This is a genomic window from Photobacterium sp. NCIMB 13483, assembly GCF_003025475.1.
GTDB lineage: Bacteria > Pseudomonadota > Gammaproteobacteria > Enterobacterales > Vibrionaceae > Photobacterium > Photobacterium piscicola.
The window spans coordinates 1-20,308 of the sequence record NZ_PYLV01000004.1; the positions used below are offsets into that span (position 1 = coordinate 1).

Below are 20,308 nucleotides of genomic sequence, written 5' to 3' on the forward strand. Positions count from 1 at the left end.
TCTGATAAGCCGTTTAATTTATCAGCTGAGAAGGCATGTATCTGTTCAAGTGCTTGTCTTAAAAACATAAAAAAATCCAAGTGCATTAAATACACTTGGATTTTTACACATCTACAGGATCGTTCAATTGATCATTTTGGGCTTAACTGATCAGCATTAAGTATAGTGCTCGCTTTTTTTATTCTCTTTTTTTATTAATGATTATTTTGCTATTATCAGTATAATGCGCGCCACTCAGTGAGTCTCTGTTAGGAATTAACATGCAAGAATTAGATCAACAACCACAATCAGAAAAAAAAGTAAAAGAACTGACGCTAGAGCAGCAATTACTGCAAAATAATCCATTACATGGTCTTAGCTTAGAGAAAATGCTAACAGAACTTGTTGATCATTACGGTTGGGAAATTCTTGATACAGCAATGCGTATGAACTGTTTCAATACCAAACCGTCTATTGCAAGTAGCGTTAAATACCTGAAGAAAACAGAGTGGGCACGTGAAAAAGTAGAAGGTTTTTACCTGTCTCGCTTTAAGCGTATGCCTCGTGCTTCTGCGGCTGAATTTGAATTACCGCCACGTATGCGTACATTTGCCCACGGCATTACACCAAAAACACCAATGGAACTCACTGTTGAGTCTATTTTGTTATCACAAGCAAAAGCGGCATCAGCACATAAAGAACGTTCTAACAGTGGTCGTAATGGTGGCCGCAATAACGGCGGTCGATCGCGTCGTTAATCATTAGTTACTAAATAGCAGCACTAATTTAGGGTGATGTATGTCACGAAAGCTGCTATACTAGACAACAATTTAGAGAAAAAGTCGCCTATATTGAGCGGCTTTTTTAATGCTTGATATATTCACAAATTTTGGAAACAGTACATTGATTTCAACAGCTAATATCACAATGCAATTTGGCGATAAGCCATTATTTGAAAACATCTCAGTTAAATTTGGTGGTGGCAACCGTTACGGCCTGATCGGCGCAAATGGTTGTGGTAAATCGACATTCATGAAAATCTTGGGTGGCGAACTAGAGCAATCTGGTGGCACTGTTTCACTTGATCCTAACGAGCGTATGGCGAAATTAGGTCAGGACCAATTTGCATTTGAAAACTACAGTGTTATCGATACTGTAATCATGGGCCATAAAGAACTATGGACTGTGAAAGAAGAGCGTGATCGTATTTACGCGATGCCTGATATGTCTGAAGACGATGGCATGCGTGTTGCTGATCTTGAAGTTGAATTCGCAGAAATGGACGGCTACTCAGCAGAAGCACGTGCAGGCGAACTTCTTTTAGGTCTTGGCATTTCTGAAGATCAACACTTTGGTCTTATGAGCGCCGTTGCTCCTGGTCTTAAAGTGCGTGTGTTATTGGCTCAAGTATTGTTTGCTAACCCAGACATCATGCTTCTTGACGAACCAACGAACAACTTGGACATCCATACAATTGCATGGCTTGAGCAGATCCTTCTTGCACGTAACTGCACAATGATCATTATCTCGCACGACCGTCACTTCTTAAACAGCGTATGTACTCACATGGCTGACCTAGATTACGGTGAAATGCGTCTGTTCCCTGGTAACTACGACGAATACATGATCGCAGCAGAGCAATCTCGTGATCAACTTCAAGCAGATAATGCGAAGAAGAAAGCACAGATGGCTGAACTACAAACGTTCGTAAGCCGTTTCTCTGCTAACGCATCTAAAGCTAAGCAAGCTACATCTCGTCAAAAGCAATTAGACAAGATCCAGCTAACAGCTGTGAAAGCATCTAGCCGCCAATCTCCATTCATTCGTTTCGATCAGGAAAAAGAACTGTTCCGTAACGCACTTGAAGTTGAGAACCTAAAACAAGGTTACGGCGATAACATTCTTATCAATGGCGTTAACCTATTGGTAGAAGTGGGTGAGCGCATTGCGATCATCGGTGAAAACGGTATTGGTAAATCAACTTTCCTAAATACACTAGCGGGCCAAATGGACCCAATGGAAGGTATGATTAAGTGGTCTGAAAATAACAATATCGGTTTCTACGCACAGGATCACAGTGCTGATTTCGCTGAAGATATTACACTACTAGAGTGGATGGGTCAGTGGAAGAAAGAAGGCGACGACGAGCAAGTTGTTCGTGGTATCCTTGGTCGTATGTTGTTCTCACAAAATGACATTAAGAAATCAGTTAAAGTGATTTCTGGTGGTGAGCAAGGTCGTATGCTGTTTGGTAAGCTAATCATGCAACGTCCTAACATCCTATTAATGGATGAACCAACAAACCACATGGACATGGAATCTATTGAAGCACTTAACCTTGCGTTAGAGAACTTCAAAGGTACATTAATGTTCGTATCTCATGACCGTCAATTTGTAACTTCTGTTGCAACACGCATCATTGAGATCACTAAAGATGGCGTAGAAGACTTCCACGGCACTTACGATGAGTACATTGCTAAGAAAGCGCTAATTGGTTAAGTTTCACTATTAATCAAGCGGCCTAAGCCAAAGAATTAAATAAAAGCCGCCTTTATTAAGGGCGGTTTTTTTATAGATAAATTTAACGTGTTCATTCACGTAATCTCAATATTTAAGGGAAACCTATGAAAATTTGGGTTGATGCAGATGCATGTCCAAACGTTGTAAAAGAGATTCTTTTTCGCGCAGCAGATCGCGCCAAAATAAGTGTAACGCTGGTGGCGAATCAATATATCCGTACACCACCATCACCATTTCTACGCTCGATTCAAGTAGAGCAAGGCTTTGATGTTGCAGATAATTATATTGTTCAGGAATGCGAAGTAGGGGACTTGGTGATCACCGCTGATATTCCTTTGGCTGATGAACTGATCACCAAAGGCGCACACGCATTAAACCCACGCGGCGAAATGTACACCAAAGACACCATCAAGCAACGCCTACAAATGCGTGATTTCATGGAAACCATGCGGAGCAGCGGAATTCAGACTGGTGGACCGTCTGCATTAACGCAAGCTGACCGCCAAAATTTCGCTAATAAGCTTGATGCTTTCTTGGCTAAAAACCATAAGATACAATAAGTTATAGCTATGGGGGTGAACTCAGTTTTACCTCCTTTTTTCCCTTCAGTTGTATTCACATTTCTTCTTATTTTTCTGCTAAATCTACTTAGTCCTATAATTTTATTCCGTTTTGTTATTTCAAATATTGAATATCCTGCAAGAGCTATCATGAAACTATTCATCTAACCCCGTCATTCCCTACAGTGAATGCCCGCGAGGGCGATAGGGAATCTATTTACCGCGTGTTGAAATTTTACATAGTGCGAATGACGTCTTTATCTGAAACTACGTAAATCGAACTTTTGCATAATCCATCCAGCCCCGTCATTTCCTACAGTGAATGCCCGTGAGGGCGATAGGGGATCTATTCACCGCGTGTTGAAATATTAAATAATACGAATATGGAACATTATAGTTTTTAGATATATGAGTGTGTTGCAGGCTGATCGGCTTGGTGATCACACTGGTGTGAAATATGAATCTAACACGTTTTTTCTCTATTTCTTCTTAGTGTTTTTATTAATTTATAACGTATTAACGTTATTTTTGATTAATTTCATTTACAGTTTATTTAAATAGTTATAACGAGCCATGGTGATTTTTAGATTGAGTTTCGTTTTTAATAATACTGATTAAATACATTTTTCACTTTCTACATTTCTTATAAACATTTTGAAACAAAATAATGCAATCAAGTTCATTATATTTATGAGTTAAATAGAATAAGATTGGCGAAGTATATAAGTATTTTTGCATAAAGATGCGAATGCTTATTAATATTTTATTGCATGTTTCAAATTGGTTTAATTTAAATTCTTAGGGAAGTAGTATTTTGGGTGTAGTACAAATCCATTTTGATGGTGATATTGCAACAAATCACCAAGTTTCGATGAGAACACTAGCAAAGACATTGACTCATTTACAAAACTCAATTGATAGAGCATATTTAGAAGATCGTAATGGTAAGTTATGGAAATACGCTAAAATGCGTCAAGCCTATCATTATGATGTCGAGTTGCTTGTTCAAGAGCCTAAAGAAGGCGGATATGTTCTTGATTTTTTAACGTCTAACCCTTTAACGCTCAACATTATTGATCGCGTATCCTCTGCTATTAATAGTGCAGTAAATGATGCCAAACAAGATGGTTTACAAAAAGCATTAAAACTTGAAGAGTCAGTCAGTGATAGAATTGTTCAAGTTGAACAAGGTATTTTAACTCCAAGAGACTTTAATGACATTATTGAGAATCCTGATGTGTCAGTAATTAGACGTTATGGAGACAGAGCCATTTCGCGTGAAATTGATCAGATACTAACACTGATTCGGGCAGGAAGTGCGGGGGATAGCACATTTGAATTAGCTTTGACTGGTAGTAAAAACACTCAAATATTTGAATTTAACAAAAAGACGGCTACTGCATTTCATAATACAGTTACAAAGAAAGCTTTAGGAGAACCAGTAATTTATAAGGCGCAATTGTCACAAATGGACAAGTTTAATAAAAGCGCTAAAATTGTTAATAAAGATAGTGACAGTGTTGCCAATCTTTTCTTTATAAATAAAGAAATGCTCAACAGTGTAATACCATTTTTTGAAACTGACTCTGAATTTCTATTTTATGGTTCACCTTTTATTGAGTATGGTGCATTTGACCCTATTGCAGGTGATATTTATTTTCTAGGTTTGTGCGATGGATGAGTTAGCTAAAGCGGTTCAAAAGAAATATATTGAAGACTTAATGTCAAAATATCCAATTCACCGTTTTATTATTTTACTTATCTTTATGCTTTCACTGTATATATACAACGTTGTAAATAATGCACGTTTAGTTGATGGTGTTGGTAAAATTAAAGTAAGTTTTATCTTTGATTTTAAAAATGGGTTGCTATCGAGTGTGACGATTCAGCAGTTATTTATGTGCTTGATTCTTACTTATTTAACAAGGTGGCTTTATGGTTGTTTAAGTGAATATGTATTTAAATTGCTTTCGAAGTCAACTAACTTTGATGAATATACGAAAAAAATAATCGAAAATGTGGATAAAGCTAAGTCTAACGATAATTTGATTAATTATTATGTATCAAGAGATGTATCACAAGAACTTGAAAAATCTAGAACGTATATAAAATCTACTCATGCATCAGGTGAAATGTTATTTTCAATTGTTATCGCATTATCACTTGGTGGTATTAACATTCAAATTATAGATTTTTTATTAATTACTGCTGTGTTTTGTTGTGTGATTTTTATTCAATGGAGAAATTTTACTTACTATATATCAAATTTTATTCCATACTACCTGACTGAAAAGACACTTTTAGGTTCTACAGCTAAATTTGGTGATATATAGTTATTCAGCATGTAACAGATAAGGATATGTGTCGCGTATCCGATACATATACGAAGTGTTAGATAAGTCCGAGAAAAATATAAGACATCCATAATTTTCTGTTTCAGAAAATAGATAATAATTAACGCTATTACCTGAACTGACAATTGTTATTCCCTACAATGAATGCTTGAGGGAGCGATAGGGCATCTATTTACCCGAGTATAAATATGGGTGTCCAGTCTCTCGTTACTAAGTTATACGATCAAGTTCAATTATTATATTATTAATTGAATTTATACTATGAATCATATTAACTTATTTTTTACTTTACATTTAAAGCTATAAATATTTCACACATACATTTTGTTAGTTTTCTGGAGAGTAATGTGGCTACTACATTTGAAAATACCTTAGTTGTAGGGATATCCGCAACGGCATTATTTGACTTATCTGATGCAGACAAACTGTTTAAAGAAGAGGTTGCTAAAGACCCTCAAAATGGAATAGAAATATATAAGCAATATATGTTGGAAAATGAAGAAAAACGATTAGATGAAGGTGTTGGTTTTCCTTTAGTTAAAGCTCTTTTAAGTTTAAATTTATATCAAGGTAAAGGACAAAAACCATTGGTTGAAGTGGTTGTTATGTCTAGAAATAGCCCTGAAACAGGTATGCGAGTTTTAAATGCAATTAGAGATCACAAATTAAATATTACTCGCTCTGCTTTTACCGCGGGAGAATCTGGCGCAGATTATTTAGAAGCGTTTGAAGTTGATCTTTTCCTGACCACAAATGAATCTGATGCTCAAATGGTGATTGATAGTGGTTCGTGTTCTTCTGCCGTTCTATCTATTCCTCCAACTTACAGATGTGAGATACCTGATGGCCAAGTTAGGATTGCTTTTGATGGGGATGCGGTTATTTTTGATGAGACAAGCGAACTTGTATATAAAAATAAAGGTATGGATGCTTTTCATGAGCATGAAAATATCGCGCAAAATACTCCGATGAAGGAAGGTCCATTCGCAAAGTTCCTTATTAAATTGGCAAAATTGCAAGAAAGACTCCCAATGAGTGTTGAACTATCACCCGTTCGTATCGCTATTGTTACAGCAAGAAATAGTCCCTCAGAAATGCGCGTTATTAAAACATTAAGAAGTTGGGGAGTGTATGTTGACGAGGCCTTCTTTTTAGGTGGTGTTGAAAAAAGTAACATTTTAAAGGCATTTAGAGCACACATATTTTTCGACGACCAAGATGTTCATTTAGAGCATTCATCTTTGGTTGTTCCTTGTGGAAAAGTTCTATATAGAACGGATTCTCCTTTAAACAAGCTAAAAACGACACAAAATAGTCAATCTAAAAAAATAAAAATATAGGACACCCATAACATTTCTTCGAATTATATATCCTTTAATCCGCCGTAGAATAACGATTTCACTGGTGTCTTTTAAGGCTCGATCTCGGGTTGAGTAGATCACGGATAGCTTCGTTCCTCAACTTCCGAGATCACGGATAATAACCAATGTCATATTGGCGCTGTTATGCATAATTCTTTACTCCCAATCCGTTGAAGTAATTCCTTAAAGAAAACTGTAATTCAGTATGTTTAATACTGACGGTGCTCTGTGAATAAGCTTTAGTTGAACAATGAATACTAGCTAGAAGGTGGAGTGCCGATCACCAGTGTTTCACCAAATAGCTATTGCTGTATGTGTTTTGTGTTCGATTTGGTTATAAATAGATCGTAATCGGCTCCTTTTTAACTTTTTACTCATCATTCTTGAAATCTTTGTCACTTTTAATGGTGAATGCTTTTAATTCTAAAAAAGCATATTCTTACTTTTTTAGTAAAGGACCGTTGAATGAAATTTAATCGAAAAAAAATAACGACATTGATTCGTTCAGTAATGACCGTTTCAGCATTACTAACCTGTGGATCAGCTTTGGCTGCTGATAATGCGGTGACCAATACGTTAGATTTACATGTTCTAGATGGTGTTACAGTGAATAGCACCGCATCTTTGTGTTCAAACTCAACGGTCAAAGTGTGTAACGGTAGTATTTTGAATGCGCTGTATGCCAAAAATAACTTCATGCCATATTGGTTAAACCCAGTGCTTGTCAATGCGATCATGCCGCAATTACAAGCGCTGGCAGATTCCAATACGCTACCAGGCATGAAGCAACGTTTAATAGAGTTGAAGAAATTAGCAGTATTGCCAGATCAGCGCGGATATGATCTGTTATTAACCGATACGTATCTAGTTTACGTGGATTATGTGCATCAATTAATGCAAGATCCTCGACCATTATACAACTCACATCCAGTAACATTGGCGCCTTTGACATTAAAAATGGTGCAGAGTTATTTCCCATTAACGGTTCAAAAGATCAATTCTCTTATTCCTTCTTCGCAGTTTGTTCCAACAATGGGAGTGATCAACCATCTATTAAGTTTACCTGCTAATCCACTTGATTCGAGTAATGTTCACTTTGATAAGATTGTTTACCTCGGTGACACCATCCCTTATGGTCCTAAAGTGGCGACAGTGCTTTGGAATTTAGGCTATTTAACTCAGCCTCAGTATCAACAGATTATTGATCAAGCGACGATTACAAATACCGGAGTGATGAATCAAGCGATAAAAACCTTTGAAGGTAATTATGGTTTGAAGATGGATGGCATTATAGGACCTGACGTTGTGAGTCAATTAATACGTCCGTATTCAAGTTTAGCGCGTATTACGGCATTGAATTTACAACGAGAACGTTTTGCGCAATTGCAAGGGAATGGCCCGCAAATTATTGTTAATATTCCTGATTTCAAAATGACGCTATACGATAATCAAAAGCCAATATTTGAATCGAAAATTATCGATGGGATGCCAAAACGCCCAACCAATTTGTTTCAGTCATACATTAATACGATTGTGATTAACCCTTATTGGTATGTGCCTGAAACCATCAAAGTGCAGAACACTATTCCATCAGCTAAAGCTAATCCTAATTTCTTAAATAATAACCGCATGGATGTGATTAACAGTTGGAGTGATCGTTCTGTTGTGCCACCTAGTTCAATTGATTGGGCAACGGTAAATCCGCATACCTTTACGCACCAATTCCGTCAAGATCCCGGCCCTGAGAATGCTTTAGGACGGGTAGCCTTCTTGATGCCTGATTCGTTCTCTGTATATATGCATGACGAGTCACAATCAGAATATCCATTGTTTAAACGTCATCATCGCGATTTAAGTTCTGGTTGTATGCGTGTACAAAAACCTCGTGAGATGGCGAAAATTATTTTGTCTTATCAAAATATGCCAAGTTTGCCCTCTGTCGACGATATGATTAATTCGAACAAGCACCGTGAGATTGGCTTAAAGGTGCGTGTGAATCTTGATGTGGCTTATTTAACAGCTTGGGTAACACCTAATGGCCAGTTAGAGATGCGCCATGATATCTACGGTTATGATAACCCTCGAGCTAAACCAATTCAGAATCAATTTATTTCGACTCCAAACTACCGTACGCATCAACGTATTAAGTTGGCATTGAATGGCCAAAGTAGCTAAAAAATAAACATCACCCAAAACATAGGACACCCATAATTCTTTATGCAATAAAGTAGGCAGAACCAAGGTTATTATTTGGTGTAATATTAGAGCTGCCTATCGTCATTACCAACTGTGAATATTTGTGTGGACGGTAGGGAATCTACTATTAGTATGTTGAAACTTGAAAGCATATAGATGTGGGTGTCCTGTATTGTTGGTTAGCGGCTTGAGGTGTAGATGGGTAATTTAGAAGTATTTGAAAAACAATTGCTTGAGTTCATCTCAACGGAAATGGTTACTGATGCGGCACACGATATTAATCACGTGCTGCGAGTCGTTAAGACAGCTAAACAGTTGAGTAAACAAGAAGGCGGAAACGCTGACATTGCTATTCCTGCTGCATATTTACATGACTGCTTCACCTTCCCCAAAGGACATTCTCAACGTAATCAAAGTTCATTCTTCGCAGCAGAAAAGGCAATTAAATTTTTGAATGAAATTGGATATCCCAAACAATATTGGCAAGAGATACACCACGCAATCGTCGCTCATAGTTTCAGCGCCAATGTAAAACCAATGACGATTGAGGCTAAAATTGTTCAAGATGCGGATAGGCTCGACGCGCTAGGTGCGGTGGGAATTGTAAGGTGCCTTCAAGTGAGTACAACTCTTGGGCGAACATTATATTCAACAGTTGATCCTTTCTGCGCCAATCGAGAACCTGACGATGGTACTTACACCATAGATCACTTTTATACCAAGTTATTAAAACTTGCAGACACAATGCAAACCCACTCGGCGAAAGAAGAAGCTACAAAAAGAATGAGCTTTATGCAGAGCTATTTAGATCAGCTTGCGAATGAGGTTTAATCACTGCTATTTTGTTTATTTAAAGCAACTGGTTTTTTGTTATCAATAGTAATCATACATAGTTAACATAAACCTTTGGGTTGGTGTGTTAATCTGCGCTCTTTATAATTCAGTAAGTAGCAATGATGGTTTCAGATCATTTTAGTGGTAAATTTGAAGTCGAACTTAAATATCGATTGAAGTATATATCTCAGTTCTTAGCGATATTAAAATCAATGCCGCATGAAATTATGCTTCAAGATAATATAGAATCTGATTGTTATTTTGATACCCCAAAACAACAGCTTTTAGCTGAAAATAAAAGCCTTTGCATTCGTGAAATGGCACCGTCAGGCATTAAGCTTTGGATCGTAAAAGGACCAGAAGCTGATCGCTGTGAAGCCGTAAATATTACTGATGTCAATAAAGCACAAAGTATGCTTACCACAATGGGTTATCAAATTGTATTGGCGATGAAGAAAACCCGCAGTATTTATTTTGTGGGTAAGTTTCATATTACTGTCGATCATCTTGATGGGGTAGGTGACTTCGCTGAATTTGCCATTATGACTGATGATGAAAGTTTACTTGATGGTTATCGAGCTGAATTGGTTATATTAGCCAATAAGTTTGGTTTGAGTGCAATAGATCTAGAACATCGTTCTTACCGACAAATGTATTTTGAAATCTGTGTCAAAAATAAATAATACTAATTGTTATTATATGTAGTAAATAAGCATAATTATGATGGGGGATATATTTATTATTAATGTATTAATATGGTCTAAAAATATATTTTATGTGTTTTTATTCTTATTTTCATCTCTTTCTTTCTCGAAAGAGTTTAAAGAATCTATAATTGATAGTGGGCTTTCTAAAGGGGCTGATTATATCGCGCTGTTTAATATTAGTTATGAATATAAGGATAATATAGTAAATCATAACGTTAATGTTTTTTAAAATCAGCAACTGAAGAAAGTTTTATGACTTGTGGTGATGTTCAGTTATGTACTAGTTCAATTATGATTATACCAATTAAGAATGATGAAGTGTTAATTACATATTCTTTAAATACAATAAAACAAAATGGAAGTATTAGTGTAAATAGTAAGTTGATATTTACATTAAATGAATATATGCGACTATACAGTTCTCAAATAACGACAAAGAGATATGATATGGTCTTATCTAATACGAATGAGCAAAATGTTAGTGTTAGTTTGAAAATAATAAAAAACAACTTGTAGCATAATTTTACCTTTAAACAGAATTGTCTCTAAATCCCAGTCCAGAAAACGGATAATCCTCATTATTATCTGCCATTAGGTAAACATCTATTAATTTTATTTCCTGTAATAAAGCTTTAGTAAGAGCTGTAGGGAACCATAACGATTGTTATCATGGTTGCCTTCGTTTTCTTCTTGCCTCTTTTTATTATGTTTACTGTGTGCTTGTTGTTATGTTATAACATAACTATTGTTGGGAGGGTCTTATTAGCGTTCAATACTATGGCAATTACACGCTGTTTAATTGGCTGATAAGACGGCTCGTTAAGACAACAACATTATGATGTTAAAGGGTGAAAGTTAATGAAGGTTCTTAGTTCGTTGAAAAGTGCAAAAAATCGCAGTAAAGACTGTCAGGTGGTTAAACGCCGTGGTCGTATTTATGTGATTTGTAAATCTAATCCAAGATTTAAAGCAGTGCAGGGTAAGAAAAAATAGCGCTTAAAAATAGCAGGGATAACCAGAGTTTCTTTGTTATTAATAGTATAGCGTTAGATAAATATTATTTTAACGATCAAAAATTCGCCCCCAAAAGCCCTCATTTTAAAGATGGGGGCTTTTTTGCTATTGGATATTTAATCCGAAAACAGGCTTTTTTGTGGTTAGTTTGTTTAGTATTTCTATACCTGAAAATATGCATTCGATGTTGCTTTTGGCAATAATGTTAACAATGTCGTTAATCACACTTAGTTGGCATCTGTTTTTAGTGTTCGCCTTTTCACATCAATCAGCCAAAAACGTTTATGCGCGTGTTTCTGGGCAAATTAATTATATTACTGGTGGGTTATTTACTCTTTTTGGTATCAAAGTGATGAATTCATAAAGGAGGTAAGCATGGCATTACCTCCTTGTATTTTACTGCTGTGAGTTGTGATGTTTAGTAAGGCGCGATACTAGGATCTACACACTGAAATGTTTGATGAATACTATCGTTATTTAACAGTAACTCATGGCTTAATCGCGCCACTTCTCCGCGAGTAATCGCTCCATGTACTTCTTCATTTTGTGATAACTGACCGTGGTGTGTTGGCGCTCCATCTTTAAGCCCACCCGGACGCAGGATCGTAAAATTCAATGCACTGCTTTTAAGCCATGCTTCCGCCAGTGTTTTTTCTCGTAATGCTCCACCAAAGACGTTTTTAGCGCGATCTGACATAAATTGCCATGAATCGCCACAGCCTAAAGATGTAACCAGTAATAGGCGCTTTGAGGTGCTTTTTTCAAGCGTATCAATCAAATAACGATGACCAATATAATCCACAGGGATATCCGCATGAAAGCTGCCCATTGTTGAAATATTGAGCGTATTGTCAGGCAGCATAGCGACTGTATTCTCAACTTGTGTTTTATCTGTCGCATCGCAAGCAATAGACATCAGATCGTATTGTGCAATGTGAGGGTTTTTGGTTGGGTTTCTGGCAATGGCTATCACATTGAAGCCTTGCTCATGGAAGTAGTCGACCATGGCTGCACCTAATCCACTGCTTGCACCCCATATGGCTATATTATTCATTATTACAGTCTTGTTGTTGATAATGATAATAGTTTGCATGTTTATACAAAAATAGCCAGCACGTAATGAATGAAAGCCTCGCAAATTAAATAAAAACTCAAATATCTTTTATTGGAATATTTTGATATTGACCTCATATTGTTACTTTTTTGTTATGTAGTGTAGTAATTAAAAGGTAGTGTCATAGTTAAAGAAAGATAATCACGCCACAAAAGCTGATTTATAACGCAGATTATATCGAGGAATTTATTATGTTTAATGCCGCTGATGTTTTACAGCCATCTTTTATTGAACAGCCTCTTGATCGGTTGTGGGCGTTGATTTCTCCTCACTATGCGGTTGATGAGTCAGAGTGGTTAGCGCAATTAATACCGTTAGCGACACCGTCATTACAAGAACATCGAGATATGGATCAGCATGCGACAGCATTAATTGCTCGTGTTCGCGCGGACAAAAATGCGATTCAAATGATAGATGCATTGTTGCTTGAATATAGCTTAGACACCAAAGAAGGAGTGCTATTGATGTGCTTAGCTGAGGCATTAATGCGTATTCCTGATACCGCGACGGCTGATGCTTTGATTCGGGATAAATTAAGCGTTGCGGATTGGAAATCTCACCTTAAACATTCAGATTCTTTGTTTGTAAATGCCTCGACATGGGGGTTGATGTTAACTGGAAAAGTTGTCGGATTAGAGATATCGAAAGATGGTTCTGCTGTGGATGTTATTAATCGATTAGTGAATAAAATGTCGGAGCCAGTGATCCGCCAAGCCATGCACCAAGCCATGAAAATTATGGGTCATCAGTTTGTATTAGGGCGTGATATCACCGAGGCAATGAAGCAAGGGCAGTTAAAGCGCGATCAAGGCTTTAGTTATTCGTTTGATATGTTAGGTGAAGCAGCGTTAACCGCTGATGATGCCACTAAGTATTATCAAGATTATATGACGGCGATTGTTGCAGTCGGGCGTGACAGTTATTCGACCACCGATGGGGCGCTTCATCATTCCTTAAATTCGACAGTGTCTATTAAGTTATCTGCACTACATCCTCGCTATGATGTTGCTAACACCGAACGCGTCGTTACTGAAATGTATGACGCGTTATTGTCATTATTGTGTTGTGCGCGTGAACATAATGTTGGAATTACGATTGACGCTGAAGAAGCCGATCGATTAGAGCTTTCACTGTTATTATTTCAAAAGTTATATCAATCACCACAACTGCAAGGTTGGGGGCAATTTGGCATTGTTGTTCAAGCTTATTCAAAGCGAGCCTTAGCTGTATTAGCGTGGGTGGCGGCACTAGCTAAACAACAGGGTGATAGTATTCCATTGCGACTTGTCAAAGGTGCTTATTGGGATAGTGAACTGAAAATAAGTCAGCAAGGAGGGTATAGCGCTTATCCGGTATTTACTCGTAAAGAAGCGACTGATACATCATACCTAGCGTGTGCACGATTGTTGTTATCTCCCGCTCTCAAAGGGGTTATTTATCCTCAATTTGCTACCCATAATGCTCATACTGTGAGTGCTATTGTTGCGATGGCTACACATGATAAGTTTGAGTTTCAGCGTTTACATGGTATGGGAGATGCGCTGTATAACCATGCGATGGCGATGCACAATGTTGCGGTGCGTATTTATGCTCCCGTTGGTAGTCATAAAGATCTATTGCCTTATTTGGTGCGGCGATTATTAGAAAATGGTGCTAATAGTTCGTTTGTTCATCGGCTCGTTGATGCTGATTGTCCTATTGAAGCACTCATTGAGCATCCTGTTGAGACACTGAAAAAACATTCAACATTACATAATAGTTTGATTCCTTTACCGTCTGATATTTTTGGTGCTGAGCGCTGTAATTCAGTTGCGATTAATATTGATATTGAATCGCAATGGCAGCCATATAATGCGGCAGTAACGGCTTTTTCTGAGTATCAATGGCAAGCTGGACCGTTACCTCAATTTCATTTGATGAGTGATGTTATCGCAGAAATAATGACGGTAACTGCACCTTATGATCGCCGTGATGTTGTCGGTAAAGTCATCTTTGCCAATGAAGAACATGTCGAGATGGCTATAACACAGGCGGCTGATGCGTTTGCTAATTGGTCTACATCTTCCGCTTCTGTTCGATGCAGTTATTTATTACAACTAGCTGATAAATTAGCGTTACACCAGCATGAATTAGTTGCGTTATGTCACCGTGAAGCGGGAAAAACCATTCAAGATTCGATTGATGAAATACGTGAAGCGGTGGATTTTTGCCGTTATTACGCTCAACAAGCAATCCTTAATTTTGAATCACCACAACAGATCACTACTTATGACGACATTGAGCAACAATTACGTTATCAAGGACGGGGCGTTTTTGTCTGTATTAGTCCGTGGAATTTTCCATTAGCTATTTTCATTGGTCAAATCAGTGCTGCACTCGCTGCTGGTAATACTGTGGTTGCAAAACCTGCGGAACAAACGTCATTAATTGCTTATCGCGCGATTGAGTTATTGTTGGAAACAGGGCTACCACAAGGGGTTATTCATCTGTTACCTGGGCGTGGCGCGCAGATAGGTTCACAATTATTATCCGATGAACGCATTGCTGGTGTGGTATTTACGGGCTCGACCCCAACAGCACAAACAATAAACCGTATGTTAGCAGCAAGGGAATGTGCACCAGTACCGTTGATTGCTGAAACGGGAGGGCAAAATGCCATGATTGTTGATAGCACTGCATTACCTGAACAAGTGGTGCGTGATGTTATTCGTTCGGCATTTGCTTCTGCGGGTCAGCGTTGTTCTGCTTTACGGGTATTGTTTGTTCAAGCTGATATTGCAGATCGAGTGATTGAGCTTATCAAAGGCGCAATGGCTGAGCTGAGTGTTGGTTGTCCTCAATACCATAGCACCGATGTTGGCCCCGTGATTGATGCCGTCGCTCGTGAAAAGCTACTAACTCATATTGAAACATTAACTCATCAAGCAACATTAATTGCACAAACACCCTTGGCCTCAGAGTGTCAATTTGGTGATTTTGTTCCTCCGACAGCCATTGAAATTAATAATCTTGATTTACTTCAACAAGAGCATTTTGGCCCTATTTTGCATGTGGTGCGCTTTAAATCCTGTGAATTACATCAAGTTATTGACCAAATAAATCAGACCGGATTTGGATTAACGATGGCAATTCATAGTCGTAATGAATACACTTATTTTGATATCGAGCAACGTGCTCAGGTGGGAAATTGTTATATCAATCGAGATCAAGTTGGTGCTGCTGTCGGTGTTCAACCGTTTGGTGGGCAAGGATTATCAGGAACAGGCCCTAAAGCAGGCGGGCCGAATTATTTATACCGTTTTACTCAAGAGTGTGTGCAACCTATTTATCATAAGGAGTAATTGATGCAGCATAATGTAGCTACAGTGCAGCGGTTAATTGATACGAGCCATGCTGCAATGATGTTATGGAATCAGCTTGGTTTTGAAGCACGAGCTGAAATTTTACAAGGTTGGGCACAACAACTGCCGCTAAAGTCTGCCGCAATGGTTAAATTTCAATGTGCTAATGCGCTGAAATATATCGCTAAACAGACATTAATGCCCGGACCAACAGGTGAGAGCAATACCCTTTATTGTGGTGGGCGAGGTGTTTTTATTGTTACTGCGCAAGAGGGCATAACCGAAGAAGCAATTGTCGGTCAATTAACTGCAGCATTGGTATGTGGCAATTCAGTCTTAGTGTGTTTGGCGGATACTCAGTATGCCGAACGAATTGTTGCTCAACTTGAACACGTTGAGATCCTCACTAATGTGATCACCGTGGTCAGTGATAGCACACTAGATGCGTTAGTTCAGCACCCATCAACGGCTGGTGTTGCTTATTGTGGTGATGTTCAAGGTGCGCAGCAATTGGCGCGGCAGTTAGCACAACGAGAGGGATTATTGGCTCAATTAGTTGTTGAACTTGATGGTATCACACTGCCTATTATTGGCAGTCAGCGTTATTGTTTACGGTTTATTACTGAACGTACACGCACGATTAATATTACTGCGGTAGGGGGAAATGCAACCTTGTTAGAACTAGGAAGTGGGGATATTGGATAAATAAAAAGCCCTTAATGAATAAACTGACCATTTCTAAATGGGATCTTCAGTTCATTTACGTAGTAAGGGCTTTATGTCAGCTATGATTTTTATAGATTAAAGGCAGCTTTCAAACCCTTCAAAGTTTGGTGCACCTAAATAGATCTCTTTGTTGCCTCGCGCGTTAGCATGGGCTTTGCGGAATTGTTCTGACTGTGTCCAATCTTCAAATGCTTGGCGAGAGTGCCACACTGAATGAGATGCAAACAGAGTATATTCATCATTAGACGCCCCTTGCAGTAAATCAAATGACTGAAAACCAGGGACAGTATCTAGATAAGTATCACGATTTTTCCAGATATCGATAAATTCTTGTTCAGAACCTAAACGAATTTTGAAACGGTTCATTGCAATGTACATACGATGTCCTTAGTGAGTTTTACTACTGATAGTCATTATTATTATCATATCAACGGCCTAATTGACCATTGATAAAAATAGAATATGTATTTGCTAAAAAAGAACACCAGAGAAAATAAACATAGGACACCCATAAGATTACTCGTTTTTTAATGCTTCTTCTATTTTGTGATCAATGACTAAGTTGGTGATTCTCTCAAGGTATAAACTGATGCCAGTTCAAGCGAATAGATAGCATAATCATTATTATATTCAGATGGTTACACGAGATCATTCCTATCTTTTAGCTTGATAGTCACGTTAATGAATTTGTGATTTGGAGAGACAAATGAAGGCTGTTTTTTCTGGTAAAGATTGTAATAAAGAGAGCTCTACATACTGGTTTGATGTATCAATTAATGTTACTGGTGAAGCCGATGGTCTTATTCTCGGTGTTGTTGAAAGCCAAAGTGAAGATATTTGTATTGTAGACTGTGAATCACATTGTATTAAAGGGGCATGGTTTGCACCTTATGTAACAAATTTGCCAGATTATGTATCTAATGTAGAAAGAGCGATGTAGTCGTTTTCACACTTTTTAATGGCATGTTTGCTGGGTGGCCTAATGAGCCACCCTTTTTGTTGTTAATTATGATGTGATGAATAATTAATTAAGCTGTTCAATAGGCTTACTTTTTTTCAATAAATGCGGTAATAATTGCATGGTTGCAACTGAGCCAACAATAACAATAATGCCTAAAATTGATAATGAGCTTAGAGAATGCGCTTTGATAATGTTTGGCCACCATCCCATGGTGACAACAAATGCGCTTGACATAAAGCTAATCACTGGCGCTACGGCAACAACAGCACTCACTTGAGCTGCTGGCCAGAAAACCAATGCTTTGGCTAATGCGCTATAAGCAATTAACGTATTGAGTGCACAAAATAAAGCAATGCTCCAATCAAAGCCTGACAATGTTGATAGCCGCGTAAAATCAGTCAATGGTGTTAAGAGAACCATACCCACCCCAAATACGCACAGTAAAACGTTCGACGTTGATAATTTCGCCATTAATGACTTTTGCAATAGGGTATAACACGCCCAAGATAATGCTGAAAATTCAATAATGCCAACACCAATTAGAACTTTACTTCCTGTATTAATATGTCCACTAAGATTGGGATGGAAGAAAAGAATAATGCCAACGGCTAATGTAAAGAGGCAAGAAAGTTGGATTGCCGTTAAGCGTTCTTTAAAAAATAACAGACTACCAAAAGCAAGGAAAAAAGGGGCAACTTGAAAATTTAATTGTGCTTCACCTGGCGATAAGTATTTTAATGTTAACACAAAAGTAACGTAGTTAAGTGTTAAAAATATACCAGCAAATAGCAGTTTAATTATCTCTTTTAGTGTTATTTTTCGAAATTGTTGCAAACTATTAGAGGTTAGTTGAAGAATAAAAATAACAATAAAAGCAATGAAAAAACGGAACCAACTTAATGATGTTGCATCAATAAATTTTTCAGAAAGTTTTAGTGCTATAGGCAATATTCCCCAGAATAAAAGTGTAATACTACTGTAAAGTAGGCCAAGCTTATTATTAGTCATAATGATTGTTCTTTATGTAATGATATAAATCTCAAGCAATATAAGTGAAGCACGAGCAATATTGTATGATAAATATCAAATGATAAGTAATTGAGCTGACATCTATATTTATTTCATTAATCTGTATATTTATAAAAATCCTCTTTTATGTATATTTTCCTCGTCTTTTAATTAGATGCTTGAATGTTAAAACGATTAATATTCATTAGGTTAGTGTGTTTTTTATTATTTTAATTATTCATGTTAGCTTTCATCACTGTTTGTATTGGGTATAATTGCTCGGTCATTAGGTGTTTACATGTGTAAACATCATTTAAGAGGTCGTTATGTCTAACAAATATGAGTCAATGGTTGGTGATTACTGTGTCGTTGTTAATGCGATTGAGTGTTATGTAGCGGCTAAAGTGACAGACTTTGAGTATTGGGATGCTGAAGGTTCTAAGTTTTTTGTGGATACTGAATCAGATACATATATGTATGACTATGTTGAAGCCGCTATCATCCTTGGTGTTTCAGAAGAACAAATGCAGCACTTTTTTGTGGTGCATTGCTGCTTAGGTGATTATTTAGACGGCCTAATTGGTGAAAAAGATCCCGAAGCTTGGGATATGAAAGGTCAGCAATTAGTGGTTACTTATACTGATAATTCAGAAGATGTATTTCAAATCGCTGATATCTGTGAATTAATGAGTAAAACTGAAGCGGTGGGTTGGACTTTTGCTGATTTAGTGAAAGCTGAGAAAGTATTGCAACAACAAGCAAATAGCTAATATTACGTATTAGATTGGATATGTGCCGTAACATTGGCACGTATCCTAACCCTTGTTGTATTTTTTAAGTTAAGTTAAGTTAAGTGTAAGTGGTTGCTATAAATGGTATTAATTTTTGATTTTGATGGAACAATTGCAGATACATTTAATTTGTATATTGATGTAATGAGAAAGATCCACCATGAATATGATTTTAAATATATTCATGATGAGGATATTGAACTATGTCGAGCCATGACCAGCAAAGAGATAATTCACTATCTCGGTATATCACCATTACAAATACCCATTATTGCTCATCGAATTCGTGGTGATTTTACTAAACGAATGAAAGAGCAAAAAATATTTACAGGGGTTGCTTCTGTTCTTGAAAGCTTAAAACAAGAAGGGCATAAACTCTTTATATTGAGCTCTAATTCGGAAGAAAATATTAATATTTTTCTTGGTTTAAATAATATTACTCAGTTTGATGCTGTCTTTTCTAAGTCAAGTATCTTTGGTAAATCTGGGATCATAAAAAAGATCATCAATAAGAATAAATTTATTGCCGATGATGTGTACTACATTGGTGATGAAACCCGTGATATTGAAGCAACTAAAAAAATTAATATTAAAAGTATTGCGGTTACATGGGGATATAACAATCGAAAAGCGCTTCTCGATAAAAATCCTGATTATATTATAGATAAGCCGCAACAACTTCTCGCATTATTAGCGATGTAAAATACATCAAAAAAGACAGTTAATGCTTAAAGACAGGACACCCATAAGATCGCTATTTTGTGATAACCAATTTTAAGGCATTTTAATTGGTTATACTTTATGCAGCGTAAGTTATGGCTGTCCCATCTCTTATCTCTTTT

The 20,308-nt window shown here is 37.2% G+C and carries 18 protein-coding genes; 15 read left to right on the forward strand and 3 right to left on the reverse strand.

The window, feature by feature from the left end; all coding sequences use genetic code 11:
• Positions 1-260 precede the first annotated feature (260 nt).
• From C9I86_RS04815 to ykgO, 10 genes are all read left to right on the forward strand, one after another.
• The gene (locus C9I86_RS04815; protein ID WP_080157250.1) at positions 261-737 is read left to right on the forward strand and encodes a VF530 family DNA-binding protein; all 477 of its coding nucleotides are present in this window, start codon (positions 261-263) and stop codon (positions 735-737) included.
• A gap of 145 nt (positions 738-882) precedes the next feature.
• Positions 883-2,478: an ABC-F family ATPase gene (locus C9I86_RS04820; protein WP_080157764.1), complete on the forward strand. Its 1,596-nt coding sequence runs from the start codon at positions 883-885 to the stop codon at positions 2,476-2,478.
• Positions 2,479-2,603: 125 nt separating this feature from the next.
• A complete protein-coding gene (locus C9I86_RS04825) occupies positions 2,604-3,059 on the forward strand; it encodes a YaiI/YqxD family protein (protein ID WP_080157251.1) in 456 nt (151 codons plus the stop codon).
• Between the two features lie 814 nt (positions 3,060-3,873).
• A complete protein-coding gene (locus C9I86_RS04830; protein ID WP_107275789.1) occupies positions 3,874-4,740 on the forward strand; it encodes a hypothetical protein in 867 nt (288 codons plus the stop codon).
• Positions 4,733-5,392 (forward strand): hypothetical protein, encoded by a 660-nt coding sequence (locus C9I86_RS04835; RefSeq protein WP_107275790.1) that lies wholly within the window; start codon positions 4,733-4,735, stop codon positions 5,390-5,392. The genes C9I86_RS04830 and C9I86_RS04835 overlap by 8 nt, the downstream gene beginning before the upstream one ends.
• Before the next feature lie 368 nt (positions 5,393-5,760).
• A complete protein-coding gene (locus tag C9I86_RS04840) occupies positions 5,761-6,753 on the forward strand; it encodes a 5'-nucleotidase (RefSeq protein ID WP_107275791.1) in 993 nt (330 codons plus the stop codon).
• Positions 6,754-7,239: 486 nt separating this feature from the next.
• The gene (locus C9I86_RS04845; protein ID WP_107275792.1) at positions 7,240-8,949 is read left to right on the forward strand and encodes a L,D-transpeptidase family protein; all 1,710 of its coding nucleotides are present in this window, start codon (positions 7,240-7,242) and stop codon (positions 8,947-8,949) included.
• Between the two features lie 219 nt (positions 8,950-9,168).
• Positions 9,169-9,801, forward strand: a complete 633-nt coding sequence (locus tag C9I86_RS04850) for an HD domain-containing protein (RefSeq protein WP_107275793.1) — start codon at positions 9,169-9,171, stop codon at positions 9,799-9,801.
• Positions 9,802-9,926: 125 nt separating this feature from the next.
• Positions 9,927-10,487 carry a class IV adenylate cyclase gene (gene cyaB, locus C9I86_RS04855; protein ID WP_107275794.1) on the forward strand — a complete coding sequence of 187 codons (561 nt, stop codon included), beginning with the start codon at positions 9,927-9,929 and terminating at the stop codon, positions 10,485-10,487.
• 882 nt (positions 10,488-11,369) lie between these two features.
• Positions 11,370-11,504: a type B 50S ribosomal protein L36 gene (ykgO, locus tag C9I86_RS04870; protein WP_080157270.1), complete on the forward strand. Its 135-nt coding sequence runs from the start codon at positions 11,370-11,372 to the stop codon at positions 11,502-11,504.
• A 439-nt stretch (positions 11,505-11,943) separates the two neighbouring features.
• Here ykgO and C9I86_RS04880 read toward each other — a convergent pair whose 3' ends face one another.
• Entirely contained in the window at positions 11,944-12,579 is a 636-nt protein-coding gene (locus tag C9I86_RS04880; RefSeq protein ID WP_107275797.1) for an SDR family NAD(P)-dependent oxidoreductase, read from the reverse strand.
• Positions 12,580-12,830: 251 nt separating this feature from the next.
• Here C9I86_RS04880 and putA point away from each other — a divergent pair, with 251 nt between their 5' ends.
• Both putA and C9I86_RS04890 read left to right on the forward strand, forming a co-directional pair.
• Entirely contained in the window at positions 12,831-15,980 is a 3,150-nt protein-coding gene (gene putA / locus C9I86_RS04885; RefSeq protein ID WP_107275798.1) for a bifunctional proline dehydrogenase/L-glutamate gamma-semialdehyde dehydrogenase PutA, read from the forward strand.
• A 3-nt stretch (positions 15,981-15,983) separates the two neighbouring features.
• Positions 15,984-16,685: an aldehyde dehydrogenase family protein gene (locus C9I86_RS04890; RefSeq protein WP_107275799.1), complete on the forward strand. Its 702-nt coding sequence runs from the start codon at positions 15,984-15,986 to the stop codon at positions 16,683-16,685.
• Positions 16,686-16,781: 96 nt separating this feature from the next.
• Here C9I86_RS04890 and C9I86_RS04895 read toward each other — a convergent pair whose 3' ends face one another.
• Positions 16,782-17,084: an antibiotic biosynthesis monooxygenase gene (locus C9I86_RS04895; RefSeq protein WP_080157283.1), complete on the reverse strand. Its 303-nt coding sequence runs from the start codon at positions 17,082-17,084 to the stop codon at positions 16,782-16,784.
• 328 nt (positions 17,085-17,412) lie between these two features.
• On the opposite strand from C9I86_RS04895, the gene C9I86_RS04900 reads away from it, so the two are divergent.
• Positions 17,413-17,646 (forward strand): hypothetical protein, encoded by a 234-nt coding sequence (locus C9I86_RS04900; protein ID WP_080157284.1) that lies wholly within the window; start codon positions 17,413-17,415, stop codon positions 17,644-17,646.
• An 84-nt stretch (positions 17,647-17,730) separates the two neighbouring features.
• Here C9I86_RS04900 and C9I86_RS04905 read toward each other — a convergent pair whose 3' ends face one another.
• Positions 17,731-18,675 carry a DMT family transporter gene (locus tag C9I86_RS04905; RefSeq protein ID WP_080157285.1) on the reverse strand — a complete coding sequence of 315 codons (945 nt, stop codon included), beginning with the start codon at positions 18,673-18,675 and terminating at the stop codon, positions 17,731-17,733.
• Between the two features lie 326 nt (positions 18,676-19,001).
• On the opposite strand from C9I86_RS04905, the gene C9I86_RS04910 reads away from it, so the two are divergent.
• Both C9I86_RS04910 and C9I86_RS04915 read left to right on the forward strand, forming a co-directional pair.
• A complete protein-coding gene (locus C9I86_RS04910) occupies positions 19,002-19,445 on the forward strand; it encodes a hypothetical protein (RefSeq protein ID WP_080157286.1) in 444 nt (147 codons plus the stop codon).
• Positions 19,446-19,547: 102 nt separating this feature from the next.
• On the forward strand, positions 19,548-20,168 hold the full coding sequence (locus C9I86_RS04915) for an HAD-IA family hydrolase (RefSeq protein ID WP_080157287.1): 621 nt from the start codon (positions 19,548-19,550) through the stop codon (positions 20,166-20,168).
• The last annotated feature ends 140 nt before the right edge of the window (positions 20,169-20,308 follow it).